Source organism: Nocardia sp. NPDC004123, from assembly GCF_053603795.1.
Map to the genome: position 1 here is coordinate 63,413 of NZ_JBSGGG010000022.1, position 26,689 is coordinate 90,101.

General features: G+C 69.2%; 24 protein-coding genes. 15 read left to right on the top strand and 9 right to left on the bottom strand.

Features of this window, described 5'->3' with window-relative positions:
* The first annotated feature begins 25 nt into the window (after positions 1-25).
* The gene (locus ACWEQQ_RS29755; protein WP_452350579.1) at positions 26-1,639 is read left to right on the top strand and encodes a carboxylesterase/lipase family protein; all 1,614 of its coding nucleotides are present in this window, start codon (positions 26-28) and stop codon (positions 1,637-1,639) included.
* Between the two features lie 7 nt (positions 1,640-1,646).
* On the opposite strand, the gene ACWEQQ_RS29760 is transcribed toward ACWEQQ_RS29755, so the two are convergent.
* Both ACWEQQ_RS29760 and ACWEQQ_RS29765 read right to left on the bottom strand, forming a co-directional pair.
* Complete coding sequence (locus ACWEQQ_RS29760) at positions 1,647-2,900, bottom strand: hypothetical protein (RefSeq protein WP_452341716.1); 1,254 nt, start codon at positions 2,898-2,900, stop codon at positions 1,647-1,649.
* Between the two features lie 85 nt (positions 2,901-2,985).
* Positions 2,986-3,747 carry a crotonase/enoyl-CoA hydratase family protein gene (locus ACWEQQ_RS29765; protein ID WP_452350580.1) on the bottom strand — a complete coding sequence of 254 codons (762 nt, stop codon included), beginning with the start codon at positions 3,745-3,747 and terminating at the stop codon, positions 2,986-2,988.
* Between the two features lie 119 nt (positions 3,748-3,866).
* On the opposite strand from ACWEQQ_RS29765, the gene ACWEQQ_RS29770 reads away from it, so the two are divergent.
* The 5 genes from ACWEQQ_RS29770 to ACWEQQ_RS29790 all read left to right on the top strand — a co-directional run bounded on the left by ACWEQQ_RS29770 (position 3,867) and on the right by ACWEQQ_RS29790 (position 8,423).
* Positions 3,867-4,517 carry a TetR/AcrR family transcriptional regulator gene (locus ACWEQQ_RS29770; protein ID WP_452350581.1) on the top strand — a complete coding sequence of 217 codons (651 nt, stop codon included), beginning with the start codon at positions 3,867-3,869 and terminating at the stop codon, positions 4,515-4,517.
* A 12-nt stretch (positions 4,518-4,529) separates the two neighbouring features.
* Positions 4,530-6,152 carry an acyl-CoA dehydrogenase family protein gene (locus ACWEQQ_RS29775; RefSeq protein ID WP_452350582.1) on the top strand — a complete coding sequence of 541 codons (1,623 nt, stop codon included), beginning with the start codon at positions 4,530-4,532 and terminating at the stop codon, positions 6,150-6,152.
* Positions 6,153-6,272: 120 nt separating this feature from the next.
* Positions 6,273-6,491, top strand: a complete 219-nt coding sequence (locus ACWEQQ_RS29780) for a hypothetical protein (protein ID WP_452350583.1) — start codon at positions 6,273-6,275, stop codon at positions 6,489-6,491.
* Positions 6,492-6,582: 91 nt separating this feature from the next.
* Positions 6,583-8,187 (top strand): cytochrome bc1 complex cytochrome b subunit, encoded by a 1,605-nt coding sequence (gene qcrB / locus ACWEQQ_RS29785; protein WP_452350584.1) that lies wholly within the window; start codon positions 6,583-6,585, stop codon positions 8,185-8,187.
* Positions 8,184-8,423 (top strand): hypothetical protein, encoded by a 240-nt coding sequence (locus ACWEQQ_RS29790; RefSeq protein ID WP_452341722.1) that lies wholly within the window; start codon positions 8,184-8,186, stop codon positions 8,421-8,423. The genes qcrB and ACWEQQ_RS29790 overlap by 4 nt, the downstream gene beginning before the upstream one ends.
* Here ACWEQQ_RS29790 and pcrA read toward each other — a convergent pair whose 3' ends face one another.
* Positions 8,424-10,871 carry a DNA helicase PcrA gene (pcrA, locus tag ACWEQQ_RS29795; protein ID WP_452341723.1) on the bottom strand — a complete coding sequence of 816 codons (2,448 nt, stop codon included), beginning with the start codon at positions 10,869-10,871 and terminating at the stop codon, positions 8,424-8,426.
* A 343-nt stretch (positions 10,872-11,214) separates the two neighbouring features.
* On the opposite strand from pcrA, the gene ACWEQQ_RS29800 reads away from it, so the two are divergent.
* Complete coding sequence (locus ACWEQQ_RS29800; protein ID WP_354836317.1) at positions 11,215-11,520, top strand: chorismate mutase; 306 nt, start codon at positions 11,215-11,217, stop codon at positions 11,518-11,520.
* A gap of 226 nt (positions 11,521-11,746) precedes the next feature.
* Here the strand turns inward: ACWEQQ_RS29800 and ACWEQQ_RS29805 are convergent, their stop codons facing one another.
* Positions 11,747-13,198, bottom strand: a complete 1,452-nt coding sequence (locus tag ACWEQQ_RS29805) for an NAD-dependent succinate-semialdehyde dehydrogenase (protein ID WP_452350585.1) — start codon at positions 13,196-13,198, stop codon at positions 11,747-11,749.
* A 154-nt stretch (positions 13,199-13,352) separates the two neighbouring features.
* Here ACWEQQ_RS29805 and pgi point away from each other — a divergent pair, with 154 nt between their 5' ends.
* On the top strand, positions 13,353-14,993 hold the full coding sequence (pgi, locus tag ACWEQQ_RS29810; protein WP_452350586.1) for a glucose-6-phosphate isomerase: 1,641 nt from the start codon (positions 13,353-13,355) through the stop codon (positions 14,991-14,993).
* A gap of 321 nt (positions 14,994-15,314) precedes the next feature.
* Here the strand turns inward: pgi and ACWEQQ_RS29815 are convergent, their stop codons facing one another.
* A complete protein-coding gene (locus ACWEQQ_RS29815; RefSeq protein ID WP_452350587.1) occupies positions 15,315-16,595 on the bottom strand; it encodes a M23 family metallopeptidase in 1,281 nt (426 codons plus the stop codon).
* Positions 16,596-17,105: 510 nt separating this feature from the next.
* Between ACWEQQ_RS29815 and sucC the strand changes: the two genes are divergently transcribed.
* From sucC to purH, 6 genes are all read left to right on the top strand, one after another.
* On the top strand, positions 17,106-18,272 hold the full coding sequence (sucC, locus tag ACWEQQ_RS29820) for an ADP-forming succinate--CoA ligase subunit beta (protein ID WP_154789973.1): 1,167 nt from the start codon (positions 17,106-17,108) through the stop codon (positions 18,270-18,272).
* Positions 18,273-18,286: 14 nt separating this feature from the next.
* Positions 18,287-19,201 carry a succinate--CoA ligase subunit alpha gene (gene sucD, locus ACWEQQ_RS29825; protein WP_379387303.1) on the top strand — a complete coding sequence of 305 codons (915 nt, stop codon included), beginning with the start codon at positions 18,287-18,289 and terminating at the stop codon, positions 19,199-19,201.
* A gap of 292 nt (positions 19,202-19,493) precedes the next feature.
* The gene (locus ACWEQQ_RS29830) at positions 19,494-20,489 is read left to right on the top strand and encodes a DUF5336 domain-containing protein (protein ID WP_452350588.1); all 996 of its coding nucleotides are present in this window, start codon (positions 19,494-19,496) and stop codon (positions 20,487-20,489) included.
* A gap of 123 nt (positions 20,490-20,612) precedes the next feature.
* Positions 20,613-22,151, top strand: coding sequence for a cell division protein PerM (locus tag ACWEQQ_RS29835; RefSeq protein WP_452350589.1), 1,539 nt, complete (start codon positions 20,613-20,615; stop codon positions 22,149-22,151).
* Between the two features lie 105 nt (positions 22,152-22,256).
* Positions 22,257-22,889 (top strand): phosphoribosylglycinamide formyltransferase, encoded by a 633-nt coding sequence (gene purN, locus ACWEQQ_RS29840; protein WP_354836569.1) that lies wholly within the window; start codon positions 22,257-22,259, stop codon positions 22,887-22,889.
* The gene (gene purH / locus ACWEQQ_RS29845) at positions 22,886-24,460 is read left to right on the top strand and encodes a bifunctional phosphoribosylaminoimidazolecarboxamide formyltransferase/IMP cyclohydrolase (RefSeq protein ID WP_452341728.1); all 1,575 of its coding nucleotides are present in this window, start codon (positions 22,886-22,888) and stop codon (positions 24,458-24,460) included. Before purN ends, purH begins: the two co-directional genes overlap by 4 nt.
* A gap of 123 nt (positions 24,461-24,583) precedes the next feature.
* On the opposite strand, the gene ACWEQQ_RS29850 is transcribed toward purH, so the two are convergent.
* Positions 24,584-25,045, bottom strand: coding sequence for a hypothetical protein (locus ACWEQQ_RS29850; RefSeq protein WP_452350590.1), 462 nt, complete (start codon positions 25,043-25,045; stop codon positions 24,584-24,586).
* 214 nt (positions 25,046-25,259) lie between these two features.
* Here ACWEQQ_RS29850 and ACWEQQ_RS29855 point away from each other — a divergent pair, with 214 nt between their 5' ends.
* Positions 25,260-25,820, top strand: a complete 561-nt coding sequence (locus tag ACWEQQ_RS29855; protein WP_452341730.1) for a LysM peptidoglycan-binding domain-containing protein — start codon at positions 25,260-25,262, stop codon at positions 25,818-25,820.
* Positions 25,821-25,912: 92 nt separating this feature from the next.
* On the opposite strand, the gene rpsR is transcribed toward ACWEQQ_RS29855, so the two are convergent.
* The 3 genes from rpsR to rpmG are packed head-to-tail and all read right to left on the bottom strand — an operon-like array spanning position 25,913 to position 26,678.
* Entirely contained in the window at positions 25,913-26,167 is a 255-nt protein-coding gene (gene rpsR / locus ACWEQQ_RS29860) for a 30S ribosomal protein S18 (RefSeq protein WP_040695439.1), read from the bottom strand.
* Positions 26,168-26,200: 33 nt separating this feature from the next.
* Positions 26,201-26,506, bottom strand: a complete 306-nt coding sequence (gene rpsN / locus ACWEQQ_RS29865; protein ID WP_354836292.1) for a 30S ribosomal protein S14 — start codon at positions 26,504-26,506, stop codon at positions 26,201-26,203.
* Between the two features lies 1 nt (position 26,507).
* Positions 26,508-26,678: a 50S ribosomal protein L33 gene (gene rpmG / locus ACWEQQ_RS29870; RefSeq protein ID WP_354836290.1), complete on the bottom strand. Its 171-nt coding sequence runs from the start codon at positions 26,676-26,678 to the stop codon at positions 26,508-26,510.
* Positions 26,679-26,689 lie beyond the last annotated feature (11 nt).

Consider the following 26,689-nt stretch of genomic DNA (forward strand, 5'->3'; position numbering starts at 1 on the left):
CGAGAGTTGGGACTACCCTTTGTGAATGGTGGCAACGACAGACATCACGACCGCGGACGGCACGGTTCGCGGACTCCGGGGCCGCCGCGTTTCACGCTGGCGGTCCATTCCTTTCGCGGCGGCTCCGGTCGGGGAGTTCCGTTTCCGGGCGCCGCGGCCGGTGCAACCGTGGAGCGGGGTGCGCGACGCCACCGACTTCGGTTATGCCGCAATGCAACACCGGGACGGCGCGCGGATCGGGCCGCGGCAGGCACAGCCGACCGGCGAGGATTGCCTCACGCTGAACGTGACCGCGCCGAACGCGCCGTCGGCCACGCCCCGCCCGGTCATGGTGTTCATCCACGGCGGCGGCTACATGATCGGAACCTCCGCGCTGCGGCTGTATTCCGGCGCCCGGCTGGCGCTTCGCGGAGATGTCATCGTGGTGTCGGTCAACTACCGGCTCGGCGCCTTCGGCTACGTCGACTTCGGTGAATACTCCACGCCCGACAGCCGATTCGACTCCAACCTGGGCCTGCGTGATCAGGTCGCGGCCCTGGAATGGGTGCAGCGCAATATCGCCGCGTTCGGCGGCGACCCGAACAATGTCACCATCTTCGGCGAATCGGCCGGGGCGCACGCGGTGCTGGCCCTCATGGCCACCCCCGCCGCGGCCGGGCTGTTCCACCGCGGCATCGCCCAGAGCGCGCCCGCGGACTGGGCCCCGAGTCAGGCCGAAGCCCGGCTGTTCGCCCGCCGCTGCCTCGACGACCTCGGCATCGCCCCCGGGGACGCCGCCAAGGCGTTGCGCACCGCCGGTGCGAACGACATCCGCAAGGCCGTCGATCACGCGGTCGCCCGGATCATGCACCAGCAGCCGGGCCTGTTCCCGGTGGCCCCGGTGGTGGACGGCGAATTCCTGCCCGCCGCACCGCTGGCCGCGTTCGCCACCGGCACCGCGCACCGGGTGCCGCTCATCATCGGGACCAACCGGGACGAGGCCACCCTTTTCGTGCGCTTCGACGACACCCTGCCCACCACCCCCGATCGCATGCGCTGGCTGCTGCGCCATGTGGATCAGGCCCTGGGCGAGGGCGGCGACAGCCCCATCTTCACCAAACTCGGCCAGTCCATGCCGACCTCGCAGGAGCGCCTGCACGAGACGCTGTCCGAGTTCGGCGCGGCCGTCGAATCCCGGGTCGCCGCGGCTTATCCCGGTTTTCCGGGCAAGCGGGCCTCCGTCCGCATGGGCGGCGACTTCACCTTCTGGCGGCCCTCCGTCCGCGTCATGGAGGCACACAGCCGGTACGCGCCGACCTACGCGTACCGCTACGACTTCGCCCCGCGCGCAATCCATTTGAGTGGTTTCGGCGCCACGCACGCCCTGGATCTGATCCCCGTCTTCGGCGCGGTCGATTCGTCCTTCGGCCGTGCCATGACCGCGCTCGGCGGCCACCGCGGCTTCCGTGAGGTGTCGAGCCAGTTCCAGGACAACTGGCTGGCCTTCGCCCGCACCGGAACTCCGCTGCCGGCCTGGCCCGCCTACACCGAGGAGCAGCGCGCGACGCTGATCATCGATTCGCCCGGCCGCGTCGAACTCGACCCGGACCGCACCAAACGCCTGGCGTGGCAGGGGGTTCGGATCCCCGCCCTCACCTGAGCGGCGGTCACCAGGCCGTACCGGACAGGCCGAGTGCGGACAGTTCCGTCTCGGCAAGCGCGGTGAGCGCGGCGGAGGTCGGGATGGCGTCCGGATCCAGGCCGATCAGCGACAGTGTGTAGGTGTCGGCGATCCGGGTCAGGTACCCCGAGAGCCGGGTCCGGGGCAGGGCGTCGGGCCGGAGCCCGGGGTGGATGGCGCGGGCCGCCACCCCGGTGCACGAGTGCGGGCCCAGCGCCAGCAGCGACTCGGGCAGGTTGCCGATATTGGAGCACAGGACGTCTCGCTCGCCCGCGCCCCGGGCCAGCCGATACGCCCACCGGTCGGGCATGACCTGGAGGATCTCCTCGGGGATGCCGCCCGGGCTGGTCATGCGGTGCTCGTAGGCCGCACGGGCCTTGCGGCGCAGGGTCGCCGGGGTGTCGTCGCGGGTGATGGCGACCTCGGTCATGGACATGTCGTTGTCCACACGCGGCTCGTCACGGGTGTCGACCGGGAGGCTGGCGGCTATGGTGTCGGCGGGAAAACCGCTGGACCACAGCATCTTCGCGATCAGATGGACGAACAGGCTGTTGGCCGTGCCCGCGTGCGCGACCGCGACGCGGTTCCAGTCCCGGGCCGGGATCTCCAGCACCGTCCCGCAGGTGGTGGCGGTTCCGGGCAGGGCATTCGCGGTGCCCGGCACCACCTTTCGCGCTTCGGGTGTGGCCGGGCGTGCGGGAAGGCCGCGCCGCAGCGCGCGAGCGGTCCCACCCAGGACCGTGGCCCACATGCGCCGGGCGTCGGCCCAATCCGAATGTCCCGCAAGGGGCGCCGCGAGCGGGCTGCCGGACAGTGCGTTGTCGATGGCCAGGGTCAGCGCGCGGCCGTCGGCCAGCGCGTGCGAACAGGTCAGCGCGACCAGGCAGCCGCCGTCGTCGAGGCGTGCCGCCGACAGCCGCCAGCCCGGCCCGGCCTCGGGATCGAGGTCCGCGCCCTGGCGGTCGGCCCAATCCAATACGGCCGCACGCGGAATCGGCTCCGGCGTCATGGTGAACGGGTGCGCGGTCTCGTTCGGCTGCCAGCGCCGCCGTGCCCCGGGCACCCGCGAGCGCACCACCCGGCGGCCGAGCGGCCCGGTGCGCAGATCGCGGTGCACCCGCCAGAGCAGGGCCGGATGTACCGGTTCGGCGGTACGCCAGAGTCCCTGCAGGACGATCGGGGTGCCCATGCCCCGATGCGACCGCAGGAAGATCTCGTCCAGCACGCTCAGCCGATCCATCGAACGGCTAGCGTACCGATCGGTTCCATGGGCTGCTGCCGCGCGTATTCGGGGCTTTCGCACGACCGGCGAACCGGAGCCCGGATCAGGCCGGGTGGCCGTGGCGGCCCGCGCCCGAGGCGAAGCGCTGCGCCCCGTCCAGCGCGCCGTCCATCAGGGCCTTCATGCCGTGGCGCAGCTCGTTGGCGATGGCCTCGGACTCCTCCAGGCCGTTCTGCTCCAGCACCGACATGCGGTCCGAGCGCAGGCAGGTCTGCGGCAGCGTGGCCAGCTCGAGCGCGAGTTCCTCGGCGGCGCGGCGGGATTCGCCGTTCGGCACCACCCGGTTGACCAGCCCGATCTGCAGCGCCTCGGTGGCGCCGACGGCCCGGCCGGTGAGAATCAGGTCCATGGCGCGGCCCTCGCCGATGATGCGGGGCAGCCGCACGGTGCCGCCGTCGATCAGCGGTACGCCCCAGCGGCGGCAGAACACGCCGAAGGTGCTGTCCTGCTCCGCGATTCGCAGATCACACCAGAGTGCCAGCTCGATGCCGCCCGCGACCGCGTACCCGGAGACCGCGGCGATGACGGGCTTGGACAGCTTCATGCGGGTCGGGCCCATGGGTCCGTCGCCGTCCTCGGTGACCTCATTGGAGCGTTCGGTGCCGAGGGCCTTGAGGTCGGCGCCGGCGCAGAAGGTGCCGCCGTCGCCCCACAGCACGGCGACCGCGGCGGTGGGGTCGGCGTCGAAGTCGCGGAAGGCGTCGGCCAGGGCTTTCGCGGTGGGGCCGTCGACCGCGTTGCGGGCTTCGGGGCGGTGCAGGATCACGGTGTAGACGGGGCCGTTGCGCTCCACTCGTACTGTCACGTGGCCGACAGTACGCCGTCAGTGGGTTCTGCACAGCGGCGCGGAGCGCCTCGGTCGAGGGTGGTCGTGGGCGACGGGTGGGCTTGCGTCAAGAAATGAATTGGTGGTTCACTTCTTGTGTGGCCTATCGCAGAACCCCCGCTGTCCAGGCCCGCCTGGATGCTCAGGCGGGGTCGATCGTGCGCGCCGCCATGACCGTGCTGTCCCGCGACGGGTTCGCCGGACTGTCCATGGCCGCGGTCGCCGCCGAGGCCGGAGTCGCCACCGGGACGGTGTACAAGAACTTCAGCGGCAAGGCCGAGCTCGTCACCGCCGTCTTCCGCGAGGTCGTCACCCGCGAGGTCGACGCCGTCGCCGCGGCCGGGGCGGCGGGGGAGGGGCGTACTGCCCCGGACCGGGTCACCGCCGCCGTCGAGACCTTCGCCGGCCGCGCCCTCAAGAACCCCAAACTCGCCTACGTGCTGCTCGCCGAACCGGTGGACGCCGCCGTCGACGCCGAACGCCTGCGCTTCCGCCGGGCCTTCGCCGAGACCTACGTGTCCGCCATCTCCGACGGCATCGCCACCGGTCAACTGCCGCCTCAGGATCCGCGCACCTCCGCGACCGCGCTGGTCGGGGCCATCGGCGAGGTGCTCGTCGGCCCGCTCTCCGAACAACTCCAGAGCGAATCGGTGCTGCCGGAACTGGTCGCCTTCGCCCTGCGCGCCCTCGGCGTCCAGCCACACGCCTCCGGCGACCACCCCGAATCTCGCGGCGTCCCACACGAATAGGAGTCACCCGCAATGCACACGCACGACGTCTTCAACCAGGTGCCGCCCATCGTCCCCTTCGACAATTCGCGCAATCCCGCGCTGCTCGAGGGCCTGCACCGGGAAGGCGCGGGCTGGGCCGAGGCCGAGGTGCGGGAGCTGGGCGTGCTCGCGGGTGGCGCGGCCGCGCAGGAGTGGGGCCGGTTGGCCAACGAGAACCCGCCGATCCTGCACACCCACGACCGCTACGGCAACCGCATCGACGAGGTGGAGTTCCACCCGTACTGGCACAACCTCATGGACACCGCGGTGACGCACGGTCTGCACGGTTCGCCCTGGCAGGACGACCGGTCCGGCGCGCACGTGGCCCGCGCCGCCAAGTTCTTCACCTGGGGCCTGGCCGACGCCGGGCACATGTGCCCGATCTCCATGACCTACGCCGTGGTGCCCGCGCTGCGCCACAACCCCGAACTGGCCGCGAAGTTCGAGCCGCTGCTGGCCTCCCGCGTCTACGACTTCGGCCTGCGCGAGCCGTCCAGCAAGGCCGGTCTCATCGCGGGCATGTCCATGACCGAGAAGCAGGGCGGCTCCGACGTCCGCGCCAACACCACCACGGCCACCCCGCTCGCCGACGGCACCTACCGCATCGTCGGCCACAAGTGGTTCACCTCGCACCCCATGGGCGACCTGTTCCTGACCCTGGCCCAGGCGCCGGGCGGCCTGTCCTGCTTCCTGCTGCCCCGGGTGCTGCCCGACGGCACCCGCAACGCGCTGCGCATCCAGCGGCTCAAGGACAAGTTGGGCAACAAGTCCAACGCCTCCTCGGAACTGGAGTACGAGAACGCCATCGGCTGGCTGGTCGGCGAGGAGGGCGCGGGCGTGAAGACCATTATCGAAATGGTCAATATGACCCGGCTGGACTGCGTGATCGGCTCGGCCACCGGCATGCGGGCCGGGGCCGTCTACGCCACCCACCACGCCCGGCATCGCCAGGTGTTCGGCAAGCACCTGGTCGACCAGCCCGCCATGCGGAATGTGCTGGCGGACCTGGTGATCGAATCCGATGCGGCGACCACCGTCATGATGCGCCTGGCCGGGGCCACCGATCGCGCCGACACCGATCCCACCGAGGCGGCGCTGCGCCGCATCGCGCTGGCGGTCACCAAGTACTGGGTGTGCAAGCGTGCCCCCGCGCACGCGGCCGAGGCGCTGGAATGCTTCGGCGGCAACGGTTATGCCGAGGAGTCCGGCATGCCGCGGCTGTACCGGGAGGCCCCGCTCATGTCCATCTGGGAGGGCTCGGGCAATGTGGCCGCGCTGGACGCGCTGCGCGCCATGGGCCGGCAGCCGGAGACGGTCGAGGCGTTCTTCACCGAGGTGAACCTGTCCCGCGGCGCCAACCGCCACCTGGACGAGGCCATCGACCGAATCGGCAAGGAGCTCACCGACTTCGCCGATATCGAGTACCGCGCCCGCCGCGTGGTGGAGCTGATGGCGCTGGTGCTGCAGGGCGCGCAGCTGGTGCGGCACGGCCACCAGGCCGTCGCGGACGCCTTCTGCAGCACCAGGTTCGGCGGCGACTGGGGCATCGCCTTCGGCACGCTGCCCACCGGCGTGGACACCGAGGCGATCATCCAGCGCGCCTACGTCGACTGAGCTGACACGAGGTCGTGGCCGTGGGCGGCGATCGATAGCCGCCCCGGCATCAGCCGAACCAGTAGTCCAGCCAGATCTGTGCCTTTGTTGTTCGGAATACGCCCGCGGCGCACGACTATTGTGCCCCGCCCACCCGACCTTCGGCCTCGGCGGCCGGCACGGCAATCCGAATGCCCGTCAGCTCTGGGACGTGCCGCGCCCGCCGGAAACGTCTACGCCGGCACCCAGTTCGACTACGCGGGCGCGACCTGCCTCGGCGGGCGTCCGCACGGCGGCGGCATGACCTGCACGTCGCACGGCCATACCTTCACCCTCGGCACCCAGACCAGCATCGGCTGACACCCGCCCCGACGACACCGCGCGGGGTGTGATCCGGGACAACCCCTCGATCCAGGTGTCACGTTTCGGCCCGCTCCGGCGTCTCATGTTCATGAATGCCACCGCGAACCGCGCCGATGCCGCCGACCAGCGGTATCACCTGGCCGCGGGTCTGAAACGCTCCATCAACAAGGTCTTCCCGACCCACTGGTCGTTCCTGCTCGGGGAGATCGCGCTCTACAGCTTCATCATCCTGCTGCTGTCCGGGGTCTACCTCACGCTCTACTTCGAGCCGTCCATGACCGAGGTGACCTACAACGGCAGCTACCAGCCGCTGCGCGGCGTCCAGATGTCGGCCGCCTACCGCAGCGTGCTGGACATCTCCTTCGACGTGCGCGGCGGGCTGTTCGTGCGGCAGGTCCACCACTGGGCCGCCCTGCTGTTCGCGGCGTCGATCATCATCCACATGTTCCGGGTGTTCTTCACCGGCGCCTTCCGCAAACCCCGCGAGGCCACCTGGGTGATCGGCGCGGTCCTGTTGATCCTGGCCATGTTCGAGGGCTACTTCGGCTACTCGCTGCCCGACGACCTGCTCTCCGGCACCGGCCTGCGGTCACCGCTGGGCGGCATCACCATGGCGGTCCCGGTGGTGGGCACCTGGATCCACTTCTTCCTCTTCGGCGGAGAATTCCCCGGCACCGTCCTGATCCCGCGGCTCTACATCACCCACGTGCTGCTGTTCCCGGGAATCATGCTGGCGCTCATCGGCGCTCACATCGCACTCGTCTGGTACCAGAAGCACACCCAGTTCCCCGGGCCCGCCCGCACCGAGCGAAATGTGGTGGGCGCGCGCATCGTTCCGGTGTTCTCCCTGGACCAGGGCGCGTTCTTCGCCTTCACCCTGGCCACCGTCGCGCTCATGGGCGGGCTGTTCCAGATCAACCCGATCTGGAATCTGGGGCCCTACAACCCCGCCCAGGTGTCGGCCGGATCCCAGCCCGACTTCTACATGATGTGGACCGACGGCCTGGCCCGGCTCATGCCGCCCTGGGAGATCTACCTGGGCCGCTACACCATTCCCGCGCCCTTCTGGGTGGCGGTGGTGATGGGCATCGTGCTGGCGGTGATCCCGCTGTACCCGTGGATCGAGAAGCGGCTGACCAAGGACACCGCGCACCACAATCTGCTGCAGCGGCCGCGAGATGTGCCGGTGCGCACCGCGATCGGAGCCATGGCCATCGCCTTCTACCTGGTGCTCACCTTCGCCTGCGTGAACGACATCATCGCGCTGAAGTTCGACGTCTCCCTCAACGCGACCACCTGGTTCTTCCGGATCGCGCTGCTGACCCTGCCGCCGCTGGCCTACGCCGTGGCCTACCGGTTCTGCCTGGGCCTGCAGCGCAGCGACCGGGCGGTGCTCGAGCACGGCATCGAGACCGGCATCATCAAACGGCTGCCGCACGGCGAGTACATCGAGGTGCACCAGTCGCTCGGGCCGGTGGACCGGCACGGCCATCCGATTCCCCTGGCGTACCAGGGCGCGGCCGTCCCCAAGAAGATGAGCAAGCTCGGCTCCGCGGGCAAACCCGGACCCGGCGGGTTCCTCACCGCCGACCCACCCGAGGAGCGCGCGCTCCTGGCCGCCCAGCATCATGATGAGGAGCACGCACAGCTCACCATGCTGAAAGCCAAGCAGGACAACGGGAGTCGAGGATGAAACTCCGGACACGCACCGGCGACGAGGAATACGGGCTGCTGGTGCCCGCCGCCACCGTCTACGACATGCAGTCCGCGCGCGCCGTCCGGCAGCTGCTGCACTCCCACGGGGTACGCGCCACCATGGGCCGGGCACGCATCCACCGTTGGCGAAATATCAAGGACCGCTTCCGGATCCTGGTCTTCCCCGAGGACGCCGTGCGCGCCTACGCCGTCCTCAGCCGCCACACCAACTGATCAGAGCTTGGTCAGGGTCCGGCTGTACTGCGGGATCAGCCGGATCTTGCCGGCCGTGCCGAAGTCGATGGTGACCGTCGCCAGCGAGCCGAAGCCCTCGGCGGCGATCACCCGGCCCAGGCCGTACTTGTCGTCGTTGACCCGGTCGCCGACGGCCAGCACCAGACCGGTGTTGTTGCGCTTGACCCCCGCGGCGGCCGGCGCGGGCCGCCGCTCGCCGCGATCGCGCAGACCGGGGCGGGGCTCCGACCAGCCGTCACCGCGGGTCCAATCCCGTTCCAGCCCTTCGTCTTCGCCGCGCCGGCGGAAACCGCGCGAGGTCTGCGACGGGGCCGGCTCCAGCCGCCGCCAATCCACCAGATGGCCCGGAATCTCCTGCAGGAAGCGGGATTCCGGATTGGAGACCGGCTGCCCCCAACCCGAACGGACCACGGCCCGGGTCAGATACAGGCGCTTGCGGGCGCGCGTGATGCCCACATACGCCAGCCGGCGCTCCTCCTGCAGCTCCGTCGGATCGCCCAGGGCGCGCATGTGCGGGAACTGGCCGTCCTCCCAGCCGGTCACGAACACGACCGGGAACTCCAGGCCCTTGGCGGTGTGCAGGGTCATCAACGTGACCACGCCCGAACCCTCTTCGGGAATCTGGTCCGCGTCGGCCACCAGCGAGACGCGCTCCAGGAACGCCGCCAGCGAACCCGGTTCCGGTTCGCCCTCGGCCTGCTCGGGCAGCATGCCCTCGGCCCGCGCGGCCTCCACATTGTTGCGCGCCTCGGAACTGAATTCGCGTGCGACGCTGACCAATTCGTTGAGGTTGTCCAGGCGCGCGCCGTCCTGCGGATCGTCGGAGGCCTCCAGCTCGGCGCGATAGCCGGTGCGGTCCAGTACCGCCTCCACCACCGAACCCACATCCGGGAAGTCCATGTCGGCCTGCGCGCCCGCGGCCCGGATCTCCTCCAGCAGCTCCAGGAATCCGGCGATGGCCCGCTGCGAGCGGCTGTTGAGCAGCGCCACCTTGCCCGCGGCCGCGTCCCGGAGCGCCTGCGCGAAGCCGATATTCCGCTGTTCGGCGTGCACGGCCACACAGGCCTCCGCACGGTCGCCGATGCCGCGGCGCGGGGTGTTGAGCACCCGCCGCAGGCTCACCGCGTCATCCGGGTTCTCCAGGACGCGCAGGTAGGCCACGATGTCGCGAACCTCCTTGCGCTCGTAGAAGCGCACCCCGCCGACCACCTTGTAGGGCAGCCCCATGCGGATGAAGATCTCCTCCAGCGCCCGCGAATTGTTGTTGGTGCGGTAGAAGACCGCCACATCCGCGTAGTTGGCGTCGCCCTGATCCACCAGCCTGTCGATCTCGCGGGCGACGAACGAGGCCTCGTCGTGCTCGTTGTCGGCCACATAGCCGACGATCAGATCGCCGTCGCCCTGGTCGGTCCACAGCTTCTTCTCGCGGCGGCCCTCGTTGCGGGCGATCACCGCGTTGGCGGCGGTCAGGATGTACTGGGTGGAGCGGTAGTTCTGTTCCAGCAGAATGGTTTCCGCATCCGGGAAGTCGCGCTCGAACTCCTCGATATTGCGGATGGTGGCGCCGCGGAAGGCATAGATGGACTGGTCCGCGTCACCCACCACGCACAGCTCCGAGGGCGGCACCCGATCCTCGGCAGCGACATCGTCACCCGGCCCGCCCCGATGGTGGCCCACCAGTTCGCGCACCAGCACGTACTGCGCGTGGTTGGTGTCCTGGTACTCGTCGACCAGCACGTGCCGGAAGCGCCGCCGGTAGTACTCGGCCACCTGCGGATGCCGCTGCAGCAGCGACACCGTCTCACCGATCAGATCGTCGAAGTCGAGGGCATTGGCCGCGCGCAGCCGCCGCTGGTACTCGTCGTAGACCCGGGCCACGATGCGCGGCAGCTCGCTGTCCTCGGTCTCGGCGTCGGCCGCGGCCTGCGGCGGGTCGATGAGCTCGTTCTTGAGATTCGAGATGGCGGTGGCCAGCAGGCGCGGCGAGTACTTCTTCGCGTCGATCTCGAAATCGCGAATGATCATGCCCAGCAGCCGCCGGGAATCGTCCGCGTCGTAGATGGAGAAGTTGGAGTTCAGCCCCGCCAGCAGCGACGCCTGGGTGCGCAGGATGCGCACGCAGCTGGAGTGGAAGGTGGACACCCACATGCCGGCCGCGCGCGGGCCGACCAGCCCGGCCACCCGTTCGCGCATCTCGGCGGCGGCCTTGTTGGTGAAGGTGATGGCCAGCACCTCGCCGGGCCGCACCCCGCGAGCGTCGAGCAGATAGGCGATGCGACGGGTGAGGACAGCGGTCTTTCCGGACCCGGCCCCGGCCACGATCAGCAGCGGGGTGCCGGTGTGCATCACCGCGGCGCGCTGTTGCGGATTCAATCCCTCGAGCAACCGCTCGGTCTTCTGCTCGTCCTGTGCCACCGTCGTATTCATCGCCCATCCACGCTACCGGCGCGCACCGACAGACGGCGGGGCGGACCGCGCAGGTGTCCGATAAGTGCCGGTCCGGCGAACATCCGGTGAACCGCACCAGGTCGGGAAACTCAGGAGATTCACAAACGTACCTGTTTTGCATAGGTCCCTATGCATGGCACACTCGTCGCATGACCGGCTCCAAGGCGACGCATTGCACCTGAGCCCGATCCCGGGGGGACAATGTGGTGCGGTCCCAGGGGGACAATGTATGGCCAACAGGTCTGATTCTTGGTGAAGAACCGATCGGTAACAGGTTGGGTCCACCCGCCGATCGACGTTCTGGACCACGAGGAGTTGAAGAATGAGCATCTCGACGACGGGACATTCCGAGTCTGCCACCGGCTCGGACTCCGCCCTGCCCTCCGAGGCTGAGATCGACAAGCTGCGCTTGGAAATCGACAAGCTGGACGCCGAAATCCTCGCCGCTATCAAGCGCCGCACCGAGGTCTCGCGCATCATCGGGCGAACGCGTATGGCGAACGGCGGGCCCAAGCTCGTCCACTCCCGCGAGATGAAGGTGCTCGAGCGATTCAGCGAGCTGGGCCAGGAGGGCCACACCCTCGCGATGTTGCTGCTGCGCCTGGGCCGCGGCCGCCTCGGACACTGACAACTCTCGTAAGGCTCTCGGGGGCCTGCTGCGCACCCGGAACCCCTGAAACCCCCGGCCCCGCCGCCTTCGGCAGGGCCCGTTAACGCCGGGCATCGCATGCTCGATACACCATGCGGTGCGTCGCGAAGTGCGGCCCCACACAGACCGCGCTGCATGCGTGCCACGGATGCAGCCTCCCCAAAGCCGCCCCGGGTGTCTCGACCCCGGGGCGGCTCTTTCCTGTCTACGGCAGGGCGATGTACTTGGTGTCGAGGTATTCCTCGATGCCCTCGAAGCCGCCCTCCCGGCCGAAACCGGATTCCTTCACGCCGCCGAAGGGCGCGGCCGGGTCGGAGATGACGCCCCGATTAACCCCGACCATGCCGCTCTCCAGACCCTCGGCCACCCGCAGCGCCCGGTCCAGACTGCGCGTGTACACGTAGGCGACCAGGCCGAATTCGGTGTTGTTGGCCGCGGCCAGGCCCTGCTCCTCGGTGTCGAAGCCGACGATCGGGGCGACCGGGCCGAACACCTCCTCGCGCAGGATGCGGGCCTGCGCCGGGATATCGGTGAGCACTGTGGCCGGATAGAACCAGCCCGGGCCGCCGGGGGCCTTGCCGCCCAGCTTCACCTGCGCACCCGCCGACACCGCGTCGTCGACCAGCTCGCTCACGGTGTCGAGCTGGTTCTCGTTGACGAGCGGGCCCAGCGTGGTGTCCGGGTCCACGCCATTGCCGAGCCGGTACTCCGCCATGGCCGCCACCAGCTTGTCGGTGAATTCCTGGCGAACCGAATTCTGGACGTGGAAGCGGTTGGCCGCGGTGCACGCCTCACCGCCATTGCGCAGTTTGGCCAGCAGCGCGCCCTGCACGGCGGCATCCACGTCGGCATCGTCGAAGACCACGAACGGGGCATTGCCGCCGAGCTCCATCGAGGTGCGCAGCAGGCCGTGCGCGGACTGCTCGACCAGTTTCTTGCCGACCGGCGTGGAACCGGTGAAGGTCAGCTTGCGCAGCCGCGGGTCGTTCAGCAGCGGCGCGGTGACCGCACCCGAGTGCGAGGTGGTGATGACCGACAGCACGCCGTCGGGCAGGCCGGCCTCGCTGCAGAGCTGGGCCAGCAGCAGCATGGTCAGCGGGGTCTCACCCGCGGGCTTCACGATCATGGTGCAGCCCGCCGCCAGCGCCGGGCCGATCTTGCGGGTGCCCATGGCCAGCGGGAAGTTCCAGGGCGTGATGGCCAGGCACGGGCCGACGGGCTGCTTGTGCACCAGGATTCGCCCGGTCCCGGCCGGGGCGGGCTGGTAGCGGCCGTGAATGCGGACCGCCTCCTCGCTGAACCAGCGGAAGAACTCCGCGCCGTAGCGAACCTCATTGCGGCTCTCCGGCAGGGCCTTACCCATTTCGAGGGTCATGAGGAGGGCGAACTCCTCGGCCCGCGCCGTGATCGCCTCGAACACCGCGCGCAGGATCTCCCCGCGCTGCCGGGCCGGGGTGGCGGCCCATTCGGCCTGCACGGCCGCGGCCGCGTCGAGGGCGCGCACCGCGTCCTCGGGTGTCGCGTCGGCGACCTGGGCGATGACCTCACCCGTCGCCGGATTGTGCACCGGGAAGGTCGCGCCACCGGTGGCATCCACCGGTCCGCCGATCCAAAGTCGCGTGGGAATGGACGAGAGTAGGGCGCTTTCGGTCACCATGAGACGAGCCTAGGCGCGTGTGTGTCCGAGCCGCCGGAGTCCGTGGAATCCGCACCCCCGCTGTCGGCCGAAAATCGCTCTGCGCTGGGAGAATCCCGCGAATGACGTCTTGTTACCTGCGCGTCGCAAGGTGAAGGTTGTAACCTCGGCGATCGTGAGCAGCGACATCACCGCATCGGCGGTCTGGCGGAAACTGCACGATCACCACGCCTCTCTCGCCGGGCGGCATCTGCGTGAGTTCTTCGCCGAGGATCCCGAGCGTGGTCGTGAGCTGACCGTGCAGGTCGCCGACCTGCACATCGACTACTCCAAGCATCGGGTGACACGCGAAACCCTGGACCTGCTGGCCGAATTGGCGCAGACCGCCGGGGTCGAGCAGCGCCGCGACGCCATGTTCGGTGGCGAGCGCATCAACACCTCCGAAGACCGCTCGGTCGGGCACGTGTGGCTGCGCCGGCCAGTCGGCCGGCCGCTCACGGTGGACGGCCAGGACGTCGAGACCGACGTGCACGAAGTGCTGCGGCGCATGGGCGAATTCACCGACCAGGTGCGCTCCGGGCAGTGGCGCGGCGCCACCGGCGAGCGCATCGCCACGGTGGTGAACATCGGCATCGGCGGCTCGGATCTGGGCCCGGCCATGGTGACGCTGGGCCTGCGGCACTACGCGGACGCGGGCATCTCGGCGCGGTTCGTCTCGAATGTCGATCCGTCGGATCTGGTGGCGAAGCTGGACGGCCTGAACCCGGCCACCACGCTGTTCATCGTCGCCTCCAAGACCTTCTCCACCCTGGAGACGCTCACCAATGCCACCGCGGCCCGCCGCTGGCTGGTGGCCGCGCTCGGCGAGGACGCTGTCGCAAAGCATTTCGTCGCGGTGTCCACCCACGCGCAGCGGGTGGCGGACTTCGGTATCGACACCGCCAACATGTTCGGCTTCTGGGACTGGGTCGGCGGCCGCTACTCGGTGGACTCGGCCATCGGCCTGTCGGTCATGGCGGTCATCGGCAAGGAGCGTTTCGCCGAGTTCCTGGCCGGAATGCACGCCGTGGACGAGCATTTCGCGAATGCGCCGCTGGCGGAGAACGGCCCGATCCTGCTCGGCCTGCTGGGCGTCTGGTACTCGAACTTCTTCGGCGCGCAGTCCCGCGCGGTGCTGCCGTACTCCAACGACCTGGCCCGTTTCCCGGCCTATCTGCAGCAGCTGACCATGGAGTCCAACGGCAAGTCCGTGCACGCCGACGGCACCCCGGTCACCACCTCCACCGGCGAGATCTTCTGGGGCGAGCCCGGCACCAACGGCCAGCACGCCTTCTACCAGCTGCTGCACCAGGGCACCCGGCTGGTGCCCGCCGACTTCATCGGATTCGCCCGTCCGGTCAGCGATCTGCCCACCATGGACGGCTCGGGCAGCATGCACGACATCCTGATGAGCAACCTCTTCGCCCAGACCAAGGTGCTGGCCTTCGGCAAGACCGCCGAGGAGATCGCGGCCGAGGGCACCGCCCCGAACCTGGTGCCGCACAAGGTGATGCCCGGTAACCGGCCCTCCACGGCCATCCTGGCGCCGCAGCTGACCCCGTCGGTGCTGGGCCAGCTGATCGCCCTCTACGAGCACCAGGTGTTCACCGAGGGTGCGCTCTGGGGCATCGACAGCTTCGACCAGTGGGGCGTGGAACTGGGCAAGCAGCAGGCGCTGGCCCTGGAGCCGCTGCTGACCGCGGCGGAAGAGCCCGCGCCGCAATCGGATTCGTCCACCGACGCGCTGATCCGCTGGTACCGCTCCAACCGCGGCTGATCGGGCTCGGACCGCGCTGATCGGGCGTCACTCGTCGGCGCGGCCCGCCTGCCGGCCCGAGCAGAGCGTCCAGAATCGCCCGTACCGCAACGGGATCCAATCACCCCGACGCGATCTCGGCGCGCAGCAGCCGGACTCGCCTCCGGGGCCGTCAGGGCCGCGCGATGGGGCCGTCCGCCACGACGCCTCGGCGTCGATCGGCACGGTCCGCATGACGGGTTCGATCCGGTCGCCGGTCAGCCCGATTCCGCGGGGAGCCGCCCGGAACGCCGAAAGGCGCGCCCGGCCGGGCGCGCCTTTCAGATCGGGTTCGGTTGCGGGTCAGTCCCGTTCGGGGCCGAGCGAGATGCCGCGCGAGGCCAGCCAGGGCAGCGGGTCGATCTTGTCGACGCCGTTCAGCCAGACCTCGAAGTGGCAGTGCGGGCCGGTCGAGAAGCCGCGGTTACCGACGGTCGCGATCTGGTCGCCGGCCAGCACGCGCTGGCCCTGCGAGACGGTCGCGGTGTCGATGTGGCCGTAGATGGTGACCGTGCCGTCGTCGTGGAGCAGCCGGACCCACATGCCGAAACCGGAAGCGGGACCGGCCTCGAGCACGGTGGCGTCGGCGACCGCGTAGATCGGGGTGCCGATCGGGGCGGCGATGTCCACGCCCTGGTGGGCGACGCCCCAGCGGATGCCGAAGCCGGAGGTGAAGGTGCCGGCGGCGAACTTCGTCCACAGCGGCCGGTTCTTCGACGCCTCCTGGTTGGCCATGTCGGCGGCGAACTGCTTGCCCTTGGCCAGAATGTCGTTGAACTGGTCCAGGCTCGCGGGCGCGTTCGGGCTCACCACCTGGGGCGATCCGGGGGCGCCGTCGCCGACCACCGAGGTCGCAGCGACCTCCTTGACCTGGTTGGCGGCCTGATAGTCGACATTGCTGTTGTCATGGCCCGTGGACTCGATGGTGGCCTGGCCCGCGGCCACGACCGCACCGGCCGCGACCGCCACGACCGCGGCGCGGCCCTTGAGGGCGGTGGGCGGGGCGGGTAGGCGGTGGGTGCCGCCGGAGCGGCGCTTGCCGCCGGAGCGGGTCGGGCGCGGCTCGTCGTCGTAGTCGGCGTCGTGCTCGACATCGGCCGCCCGCGCACTGCGATTCAGGCGGGCGCCGTCGCCGGAGAACTGGAGCTTCTCGCCGGACGCGGTCTTGAACGTGTAGACCGGCCGGTACTCGTCGGAGGGGGTCGGGTCCGCGGTCGGATCCCAGTTGGTCCGCGACTGCGGGGCCCAATCACTCGGATTCGGTGCGGCCCAGCCGTTCACGGTGGTCTGGGCGTTGTAGTCCCAGCTCGGTTCGGGCTGCCAGTCGGCGGATTCGTCCCACTGCGGGGTCTCACCCCACTGCTGACCGCCGTTCCAGTCCGCATCGGAATTCCACTCGGAGCCGGAATCCCACTGCGTGTCGCCGTTCCAGGCCTGGGTGGCATCCCAGTCGCCGTGGGCGACCCCGCTGTGCGTCGGGGCGGGGGCATCGAAGGTGGTCGCGCCGCCGTAATTCTCTGCGTCCTCGCGATAGCGGTGTCCGCGACGGGCGCGGGGCTGCGAGGGGAAGGGGCCGTCGCTCATTTGCGCCGGTCCGGAGAGTGCTGCGGGGCCGACAAGTCGCCTGCGAAGCGGCTCATTACCTTGGGAGCGCTGTGCTGCGTCAAGCCTGCCGTCCTCCTGTCCGTGACCGGGTTGTGACATCGACCGCAACGACGGTAACGAAACGATTGCGGCTCAGCAAGCGATGGACTTGGTTCGACACGCTGCTGTGATATTGATCACGTTCCGAGCGGGAATGCGCTCACTGTGCTTCGGGTAACCGAGTGAGGTTTGTCGACGACGCAACGTAGTAGCCAGTATCACGGTCCGGGATTCGTGTGTCCCACCTGGCGCGGGGTCAACAAGCTACCGATGAGTAGCATTGACGAGGGCTTTTGCGGCCGCGGAGACAGTACCGTGACCTGCGCCACTTAGGCTGTATGCGGCTGATTTCCGCTCCATGTGACTGATTAGAGTCCGAGCCAACCCGCCTCCGACGACGGGCCGCCAACCAAGACGTTGTCACAACAACGCAGACGAGACGGTGAGTACATGGATCTCTTCGAATATCAGGCGAAGGAACTCTTCGTGAAGCACGGAGTGCCTTCGTCGGAGGGCCGCGTCACGGACTCGGCCGAGGACGCCCGTGCGATCGCGGAAGAAATCGGCAAGCCGGTGATGATCAAGTCGCAGGTCAAAGTCGGTGGCCGCGGCAAGGCCGGTGGCGTGAAGTACGCCGCCACCCCCGACGACGCCTTCACCCACGCGCAGAACATCCTGGGCCTGGACATCAAGGGCCACATCACCAAGAAGATCCTGGTTGCCGAGGCCAAGGACATCGCCTCGGAGTACTACATCTCCTTCCTGCTCGATCGCTCCAACCGCACCTACCTGGCCATGTGCTCGGTCGAGGGCGGCATGGAGATCGAGGAGGTGGCCGCCACCAAGCCGGACCGCCTGGCCAAGGTGCCGGTCGACGCCGTCAAGGGCGTGGACCTGGCCTTCGCCCGTTCCATCGCCGAGCAGGGCCACCTGCCCGCCGACATCCTCGACGCCGCCGCGGTGACCATCCAGAAGCTGTGGGAGGTGTTCATCAAGGAGGACGCGACCCTGGTCGAGGTCAACCCGCTGGTGCGTACCCCCAACGACGAGATCCTCGCCCTCGACGGCAAGGTGACCCTGGACGAGAACGCCGAGTTCCGCCACCCCGACCACGCCGAGTTCGCGGACATCGACGCCACCGACCCGCTCGAGCTCAAGGCCAAGCAGAACGACCTCAACTACGTGAAGCTCGACGGCGAGGTCGGCATCATCGGCAACGGCGCCGGCCTGGTCATGTCGACCCTGGACGTCGTCGCCTACGCCGGTGAGAACCACGGCGGCGTCAAGCCCGCCAACTTCCTCGACATCGGCGGTGGCGCTTCGGCCGCCGTCATGGCCGCGGGCCTGGACGTCATCCTCAACGACGAGCAGGTCAAGTCGGTGTTCGTGAACGTCTTCGGTGGCATCACCGCCTGTGACGCGGTCGCGAACGGCATCGTGCAGGCCCTGGAGATCCTGGGCGCCGAGGCCAACAAGCCGCTGGTCGTCCGCCTCGACGGCAACAAGGTCGAGGAGGGTCGCAAGATCCTCGTCGACGCCAACCACCCCCTGGTGACCCTCGCTCAGACCATGGACGAAGGCGCCGACAAGGCCGCCGAGCTGGCTGCGGCCAAGTAAGGACACGAACCAACATGTCTATCTTCCTGAACAAGGACAACAAGGTCATCGTCCAGGGCATCACCGGCGGCGAGGGCACCAAGCACACCGCCCTGATGCTGAAGGCGGGCACCAACGTGGTCGGCGGTGTCAACGCGCGCAAGGCGGGTACCACCGTCAAGCACGTCGACGCCCAGGGCAACGAGGTCGAGCTGCCGGTCTTCGCGACCGTCGCCGAGGCCATGGAGAAGACCGGCGCGGACACCTCCATCGCGTTCGTTCCCCCGGCCTTCTCGAAGGACGCCATCATCGAGGCCATCGACGCGGAGATCCCGCTGCTCGTGGTCATCACCGAGGGCATCCCGGTGCAGGACACCGCCTACGCGTGGGCCTACAACGTGGACAAGGGCAACAAGACCCGCATCATCGGCCCGAACTGCCCCGGCATCATCACCCCGGGTGAGTCGCTGGTCGGCATCACCCCGGCCAACATCACCGGCAAGGGCCCGATCGGCCTGGTCTCCAAGTCCGGCACCCTGACCTACCAGATGATGTACGAGCTGCGGGACTTCGGTTTCTCCACCGCCATCGGCATCGGCGGCGACCCGGTCATCGGCACCACCCACATCGACGCCATCGAGGCGTTCGAGAAGGACCCGGAGACCAAGCTCATCGTCATGATCGGCGAGATCGGCGGCGACGCCGAGGAGCGGGCCGCGGCCTACATCCAGGCCAACGTCAGCAAGCCGGTCGTCGGCTACGTCGCGGGCTTCACCGCGCCGGAGGGCAAGACCATGGGCCACGCCGGCGCCATCGTCTCCGGCTCCGCCGGTACCGCCCAGGCCAAGAAGGACGCCCTCGAGGCCGCGGGCGTGAAGGTCGGCAAGACCCCGTCCGAGACCGCCGCCCTGGCGCGCGAGATCCTGGAGAAGGCGAGCATCAGCGCTTGATGAATGCCTGTGCCCTGTTTCCTGGCGGAAGCAGGGCACAGGGCGAGATCTGATTGGCTGAATACGAAGGCCGCCTGTCGAATTCGACGGGCGGCCTTCGTGATTCGCGGTCCTGTGACGAAACCGGCCCGGGGCGGGGGTTTGCGGGTGCGACGGTCCGGGTAACGCGGTTGTGCACCGCGCCGATTCGGGTATTGCGGTCGAGCCACGGCTGGTGGTAGATGGTGCCCGCTGCCGTCGAGTGCAGTAGCGTCGGTGGAGGTTCGTGAACGACTCGATAGGAGACGACGACATGTCATACCCGACCGGGGGCTCGGGATACAACGCGCCCCAGCCGACGCCCTCCTCCGTACCTGGCTACGGCTCGCAGCCCATGGGCGCCCCTGCTGCCGGGTCGGGCACGTCGCCCGTTGCGGGCAAGGGCCTGCCGTTCTTCCTCGCCGTGGGCGTGGCCGCACTCGGCGTCATCAACTTCCTGCTCGGCTTCGCGCCCTATATCGGCACCAAGGCCGTCGAGATCGGCAACACCCGGGTCGGCGGTGACACCAGCTTCAGCCTGTTCGAGAGCACCGGCTCCGCGGCGCTGGTGACGATCCTGCTGATCGCGGGTCTGCTGGCCGGCCTGTCGCTGCTGCCCAAGCAGAGCGGCAACACCGGCATCGTGGCGGCCGCCTCGTTCGGCGCGTTCCTGGGCATCCTGTTCGGCTCCTTCGACCTCGGCGACAGCGTGACGCTGAAGTGGGGCGGCTGGGTGATCCTGTTCCTGTCGTTCGTGCAGGCCGTGGTGGCCGTGCTGGCGCTGCTGTTCGAGCTCGGCATCGTGAAGGCGCCGGAGCCGAAACCGGCCGCGCCGCAGGGTGGTTACGGTCAGCAGCCGCCGCAGCCGTTCAGCTCCACCGGGCCGCAGTATCAGCAGCAGGCGTTCGGTCAGCAGCCCGGCTACGGTCAGCAGCCGTCGTTCGGTCAGCCGGCGGGGTACGGTCAGCAGCCGCAGCAGCCGTCCTACGGTCAGCCGGCCGGTTACGGTCAGCAGCCCGCGGGCTACGGCACCGGTTCCCAGCCGACCTACGGCCAGCAGCCGCCGTCCTACGGCCAGCAGCCCGCCCAGCCCGGTTACGGCCAGCAGTCGCCGTACGGCACGCCGCAGCAGCCGGCCGGGAGTGCGGACGCGACCCAGCATTTCGGCGCCCAGGCACAGCGCCCGGCGCAGCCGTTCGGCGGCGAGCAGGCGGCGGATCCGTCGGCGGACGCCACCCGGGCCTTCCGGCCGGGCCAGGACGACAAGTAGTTTCGCCTCCCGTCAGGAGCGGCCTCCGGTATGTGACCGGGGGCCGTTCTCTTTTGCCAGCGCGCCGGTCGTTCCGGCGCGCCTGACCCCACGGTTTCCGAGATGCTGCCACGCTGGATGTCCATGAATGCCCCCAGAACTGCCCTGGCTCGCCTGAGCGACCCCGATCTCCGGGAGCAGCCGCGGCCCCCGGTCCGGCGGCGCGGCGGGGGCGGCGGGGGTTTCGGATCGCTGACCCCGGAACGCGCCCGGGTGCTGATGCTGGTCGCCGCGCGCGCCTCGGCCATCACGCTGCTGGTGATCTTCGTGCTGGTGTACGCCACCCTGTTCGCGGCGGGCAGCGGGATGAGCGGTTCGTCGGGCGCCATCGCCGCGAGCTGGCTTGCGGTGCACCAGGTTCCGCTGGTGATCGGCAAGACCGGGATTGGGCTGTGGCCGCTGCTGCCGACCCTGCTGATGCTGTGGCTGGTGGCGCGGGACAGCGCGCAGGCGGCCGGGCCGGAGTGCGAGACCGCCGAGCTGGGCTGGGTGCTGGGCGCCGCGGTGGGCGGCCCGCTGCTGATCACCGCGGTGTGCCTCGCGGTGGCCGAGGACGCGGCGGCGGTGGTGTCGCTGCAGCCGCCGGACACCCTGGCCGCCTTCGCCTGGGTGCTCGGGCTGAATCTACTGGCGGCGCTCGTGGGCATCGGTGCGCGACGCTGGCGCGACTTCGCCGATCTGCTGCCGATTCCCTTGCCGGACTGGGTGGTTCCCGGTTTCCGGACGGGGCTGCGGGCAGTGGGCCGCCTGCTGCTGGCGGCGACCGCGGTGACGGTGGTGTCGTTCCTGCTGCACTGGTCCCGCCTCGGCGACACCTACCATGCGGCCGGAAACGCGGTCGGCGCACTGGGTTTGACGCTGCTGTCGCTGGCCTACCTGCCGAATGTGGCGGTCGACGCGGTGAGCGTGCTGGCCGGCGGCCAGGTACAGATCGGCCCGGGATCGTTGAGCCTGTTCGCGATTCAGGGCGCGCCGGTACCCGCGGTGCCGGTGGCGGCCGCGGTGCCGTCGGGTCCGGTGGCGGTGTGGTGGCTGGTGCTGCTCCTCGCGCCCGCGGCGATCGGGGTGCTGTCGGGCCTGGAGTGTGGACGCACCTCGCATGATCGGGCGACCGCGCCCTGGGCGACGCTGACCGCCGCCGGGGTGGCGGCCGTCGTGGTGGCGCTGCTGGGCGTGGTGGCCGGGGGCGAGCTGGGCACCTTCGGCCGGATCGCGCCGAACGCGGTGGGCGCGGCGCTGGTGTTTATCTGGCTGGCCGTCGCCGGATACGTGGGCATGCTGGGCGCCCGGTTCTTCGGCGGCCCGGCCGTGGTGGCCCCCGCGGCCTTCGACGACGCCTATGACGATGACTACGAGGACGACTACTACTACGCGGACGACGACGCCGAGTACGCGGACGACGACTACGACGATGACGAGTACGACGATGACGAGTACGACGACTACGACGAGGATTTCGACGACGAGGGCGGCTGGTACGGCGACGAGGATCTCGACGGCGCCCTCGACGCCGAACTGGTCGACGACCAGGACGAGTACGCCGCCGCGGCCGCTGTGAAATCCACCGACAACCCCGACATCGTCGACGCGGAAGTGGTAGAGGGAGACCTGCCGGACAAGTAGCAAGTGGACGGTCGTTAGGCTTGAGGCGGCGGGTTCGTTTCCGCCGTCCCCATCCCGCTCCGATCGACAGGGAGTAGTGCGCTGACGTCCACGCCCGCCCCGCAGCTGCCGCCGACCGCGCCCGCGAGCGTCGTGGTGCTGGCTTCCGGCACCGGATCCCTGTTGCGTTCGCTGCTGGAAGCGACGCAGCAGCCGGGTTATCCGGCCACTGTGGTCGCCGTCGGGGTGGATCGCGATTGCGCCGCCACCGAGCACGCCGCGGCCTTCGATGTCTCGTCGTTCAAGGTCGCGCTGCGCGATTTCCCGGACCGCGCCGCGTGGGATGTCGCGCTCACCGAGGTGGTCGCCGCCTTCGAACCCGATCTGGTGGTGTCCGCGGGCTTCATGAAGATTCTCGGCCCCGCTTTCATGGACCGTTTCGGCGGTCGCATCATCAATACCCATCCCGCGCTGTTGCCCGCCTTCCCGGGCGCGCACGGGGTGCGGGACGCGCTCGCCTACGGCGTGCGGGTGACCGGTTCCACCGTGCATCTGGTCGACACCGGTGTCGACACCGGGCCGATCCTGGCGCAGGAGGCGGTCACGGTGCTGCCCGATGACGACGAGGACACCCTGCACGAGCGCATCAAGGTCGTGGAGCGCCGGCTGCTGGCGGAGGTCGTCGCCGCTGTCGCTACCCGAGGCATAGTCTCCGATGGACGAAAGGCAGTTATCCCAGATGAGCGAGTTCTCCGGTGAGTGAACGCAAGCCGATCAAGCGGGCCCTCGTAAGCGTCTACGACAAGACCGGTCTGATCGAACTGGCCACCGGTCTGCACAGTGCCGGCGTGGAGCTGGTGTCGACCGGCTCGACCGCCGGCAAGATCGCCGACGCCGGCATTCCGGTCACCAAGGTCGAAGACCTGACCGGTTTCCCGGAGACCCTGGACGGCCGGGTCAAGACGCTGCACCCGCGGGTGCACGCCGGCATCCTGGCCGACACCCGCAAGGAGGAGCACGTCGACCAGCTCGTCGAGCTGGGTGTCGAGGCCTTCCAGCTCGTCGTGGTGAACCTGTACCCGTTCACCCAGACGGTCGCGTCCGGCGCGAGCGTCGACGAGTGCGTCGAGCAGATCGACATCGGCGGGCCGTCCATGGTGCGCGCCGCCGCCAAGAACCACCCGTCGGTCGCGGTCGTGGTGAACACCGGTGACTACGCCGACGTGATCGCCGCCGTGCAGCAGGGCGGTTTCACCCTGGCCGAGCGGACCGCGTTGGCCGCCAAGGCTTTCCAGCACACCGCCACCTACGATGTGGCCGTCGCAAGCTGGATGACCAGTGTGGCGGTCCCGGCCGTCGCGCCGGAACCCGAAGACGCGCAGCAGTTCCCGGAGTGGATCGGCGGCACCTGGCAGCGCGCGGATGTGCTGCGCTACGGCGAGAACCCGCATCAGGCGGCCGCGCTGTACACCAACCAGGGTGGCCCGGTCGGGCTGGCGCAGGCGCAGCAGTTGCACGGCAAGGAGATGTCGTACAACAACTACACCGACGCCGACGCCGCCTGGCGCGCCGCATACGACTTCGACGAGCCGGCCGTGGCGGTCATCAAGCACGCCAACCCGTGCGGCATCGCGGTCGGCGCGGATATCGCCGAGGCGCACCGCAAGGCGCACGCCACCGACCCGGTCTCCGCGTACGGCGGCGTGATCGCGGCCAACCGCGAGGTCTCCGTGGAGATGGCCGAGCAGGTCGCCGACATCTTCACCGAGGTCATCGTGGCCCCGTCCTACGCCAATGGCGCGGTCGAGGTGTTGCAGCGCAAGAAGAACGTGCGCGTGCTGGTGGCCGAGCCGGCCCAGCGCAAGGGTGCGGAGCTGCGTCCGGTCAGTGGCGGTGTGCTGCTGCAGGAGCGCGACATCCTCGACGCCGCGGGTGACAGCGCCGCCAACTGGACGCTGGCCGCGGGTGAGGCCGCCGACGAGGCCACCCTGCGCGATCTCGAATTCGCCTGGCGCGCGTGCCGTGCCGTGAAGTCCAACGCCATCCTGCTGGCCGATGACGGCGCGGCCGTCGGCGTCGGCATGGGTCAGGTCAACCGGGTCGACTCCTGCAAGCTGGCGGTGGAGCGGGCCGGTGACCGCGCCAAGGGTTCGGTGGCGGCCTCGGACGCGTTCTTCCCGTTCTCGGACGGCCCGCAGATCCTGGTGGCCGCCGGCGTGCGCGCCATCGTGCATCCGGGTGGTTCGATCCGTGACAAGGACACCATCGAGCTGTGCCGTGAGGCCGGAGTGACCTTGTACCTGACCGGTTCCCGGCACTTCGCGCACTGAGGATGAGGCCCCGCTGACGCGAGTCGTGCAGCGGGACAACAACATCGGGGCAGGGGCCTGGATCGCACATCGATCCGGGCCCCTGTCGCGTGCATGGACCGCCTCCGCCGCAGCGCCGGGAAACTAGGTGGCGCTGAGGACTTTTCGATCACCCAGCGGGGACTTCAGCTGGATTTCGAGGGTGCCGAAGACGGCGATCATGGTGCACATCTTGCCGACCGCGTCGGGCAGGGTGCCGGACTTCAGGTCGACGGTGACGGTCGAGGAGGTTTCGGTGACGGTGGCGTTCACGCCGTAGCACTCGGGGGAGCCGGTCTGGAAGTTGACCGCGATCCGGTCGGGTGCGACCCGGGTCCAGCTGTCGAACGAAATGCCGTGTGGGCTCACGATAGTCGGATCCGCCGTGAAGGCCCGTCCGATCTGCCCGTTGGGCGCCTCGGTGGGCGTGGTCTTGGTGCTGGTCGCGGCGGCGCCGGTCTTCGATTGGTCGCCGTTGCTCTTCGTGCTTCCGCACGCCGTGATGGTGAGCCCGATCAGAGTGGCTGCGGCGGCAGCGATCAGGCGGCGTCCCCGTGTCCCGTACATGGCTGACACCCTAGTGTCCGCGACCGCACGGCAGGCGTACGCGCCGGCTTCGGCCCCCTGGCGAATTTCTGGCGAAGACACGCCGAAATCTTCGCAGAACCGGCGCGTAACCGTGCGGTGACCGGCGCGCGATCGGTAGTGTCGTGACAGATGTGCGAATGCAGTTCCGCGCCATCGGCTTATCTCATGATCCCCCCTCCCGAAAGGACGCACCGTGGGCGACTCGTTGAAGGTCGGCGAAGAACTCGGTCGTGGAGAAGCGCTGCAAGGCGGTGCCTACACCCTGACTCTGCAAGATGATGGCAACCTGGTGCTGTCCGAACCGAGCGGCAATGTCGTGTGGGCCACCGGCACCAACGGCCAGGGCGTCGTCCGGGCCACCCTGCAAGACGACGGCAACTTCGTTCTCTACAAGGAGGACGGCGCCGCCTGGTCCACCGAGACCAATGGCAAGAACGTGGACCGTCTGGTCGTCCAGCCCGACCGCAATGTGGTGCTGTACGGCCCCGAAGGCGCCGTCTGGTCGTCGGGCACCAACACCGACAACCCGCTCCCCGCACCGGAGCCGGTCCAGGCCCAGCCCGCCGCGGTCGTCGAGGACGTGCCCCCGCCGCCGCCCGCCGCCCAGACCTACACCGTCGAGCCGGGTGACACCCTGTGGGCCATCGCCGAGCGCTTCTACGGCGACGGCAACCGCTACCAGGAGATCGCCAACGCCAGCGGCATCGACAACCCCGACCTCATCCAGCCCGGCCAGGTGCTGACCATCCCGTAATCGGCGCTCCGCCAAGGATTTCGGGATCAAAGAAAGAGGCTCCGATGCGAAAGCATCGGAGCCTCTTTTCTTTTCGTCGTTTCAGGCGATCGCTAGCGGCTCGTGAAGGGGAGCAGCGCCATCTCGCGGGCGTTCTTGACCGCGACGGCGACCTGGCGCTGCTGCTGCGGGGTCAGCCCCGTCACGCGGCGGCTGCGGATCTTGCCGCGGTCGGAGATGAACGTGCGGAGCAGGTTCACATCCTTGTAGTCGACGGTCTCGACGCCGGCGGCGATGAGGGGATTCTTCTTCGGGCGACGGGCCTGCTCGGCACGGACCTTCTTCGACGGTGCTCGCTTCACTGCCATGTCAGCGGTTCCTCACTCACGAATCGTGGATGCTTACCAGCTCGATTTGTGCACACCGGGCAGCTCTCCTCGATGGGCCATCGCGCGAACGCGCACACGCGAGAGACCGAACTTGCGGAGATGACCACGCGGGCGTCCGTCCGCGGCGTCCCGATTGCGCAATCGTACCGGACTGGCATCCCGCGGCAGCTTCTGCAGGGCGGCCTGCGCGGCCGCCCGTTCGGTGTCGCTGCTCGCCGGTTTGCGGATGATCTCCTTCAATTCCGCGCGCCGCTGCGCCCACCGTGCCACGACGAGTTTGCGCGCTTCGTTCTTGGCGATCTTCGATTTCTTGGCCACGTCACCGGTCCTCACGGAAGTCGACGTGCCTGCGGGCGACCGGGTCGTACTTCTTCAGGATCATCCGGTCGGGATCGTTGCGCCGGTTCTTGCGGGTGACGTAGGTGTAGCCGGTCCCGGCCGTGGACTTCAGCTTGACGACGGGCCGGATGTCGGTCGATTTCGATGCCATTGCTCTCCCTT

Bases quoted from the DNA above. Each gene is read 5' to 3' on its own strand.
- ACWEQQ_RS29755 (WP_452350579.1), top strand. From the start codon at position 26: ATGGTGGCAACGACAGACATCACGACCGCGGACGGCACGGTTCGCGGA.
- ACWEQQ_RS29760 (WP_452341716.1), bottom strand. From the start codon at position 2,900: ATGGATCGGCTGAGCGTGCTGGACGAGATCTTCCTGCGGTCGCATCGG.
- ACWEQQ_RS29775 (WP_452350582.1), top strand. From the start codon at position 4,530: ATGCACACGCACGACGTCTTCAACCAGGTGCCGCCCATCGTCCCCTTC.
- qcrB (WP_452350584.1), top strand. From the start codon at position 6,583: ATGAATGCCACCGCGAACCGCGCCGATGCCGCCGACCAGCGGTATCAC.
- ACWEQQ_RS29790 (WP_452341722.1), top strand. From the start codon at position 8,184: ATGAAACTCCGGACACGCACCGGCGACGAGGAATACGGGCTGCTGGTG.
- pcrA (WP_452341723.1), bottom strand. From the start codon at position 10,871: ATGAATACGACGGTGGCACAGGACGAGCAGAAGACCGAGCGGTTGCTC.
- ACWEQQ_RS29800 (WP_354836317.1), top strand. From the start codon at position 11,215: ATGAGCATCTCGACGACGGGACATTCCGAGTCTGCCACCGGCTCGGAC.
- ACWEQQ_RS29805 (WP_452350585.1), bottom strand. From the start codon at position 13,198: ATGGTGACCGAAAGCGCCCTACTCTCGTCCATTCCCACGCGACTTTGG.
- ACWEQQ_RS29815 (WP_452350587.1), bottom strand. From the start codon at position 16,595: ATGAGCGACGGCCCCTTCCCCTCGCAGCCCCGCGCCCGTCGCGGACAC.
- sucC (WP_154789973.1), top strand. From the start codon at position 17,106: ATGGATCTCTTCGAATATCAGGCGAAGGAACTCTTCGTGAAGCACGGA.
- sucD (WP_379387303.1), top strand. From the start codon at position 18,287: ATGTCTATCTTCCTGAACAAGGACAACAAGGTCATCGTCCAGGGCATC.
- ACWEQQ_RS29830 (WP_452350588.1), top strand. From the start codon at position 19,494: ATGTCATACCCGACCGGGGGCTCGGGATACAACGCGCCCCAGCCGACG.
- ACWEQQ_RS29835 (WP_452350589.1), top strand. From the start codon at position 20,613: ATGAATGCCCCCAGAACTGCCCTGGCTCGCCTGAGCGACCCCGATCTC.
- ACWEQQ_RS29850 (WP_452350590.1), bottom strand. From the start codon at position 25,045: ATGTACGGGACACGGGGACGCCGCCTGATCGCTGCCGCCGCAGCCACT.
- rpsR (WP_040695439.1), bottom strand. From the start codon at position 26,167: ATGGCAGTGAAGCGAGCACCGTCGAAGAAGGTCCGTGCCGAGCAGGCC.
- rpmG (WP_354836290.1), bottom strand. From the start codon at position 26,678: ATGGCATCGAAATCGACCGACATCCGGCCCGTCGTCAAGCTGAAGTCC.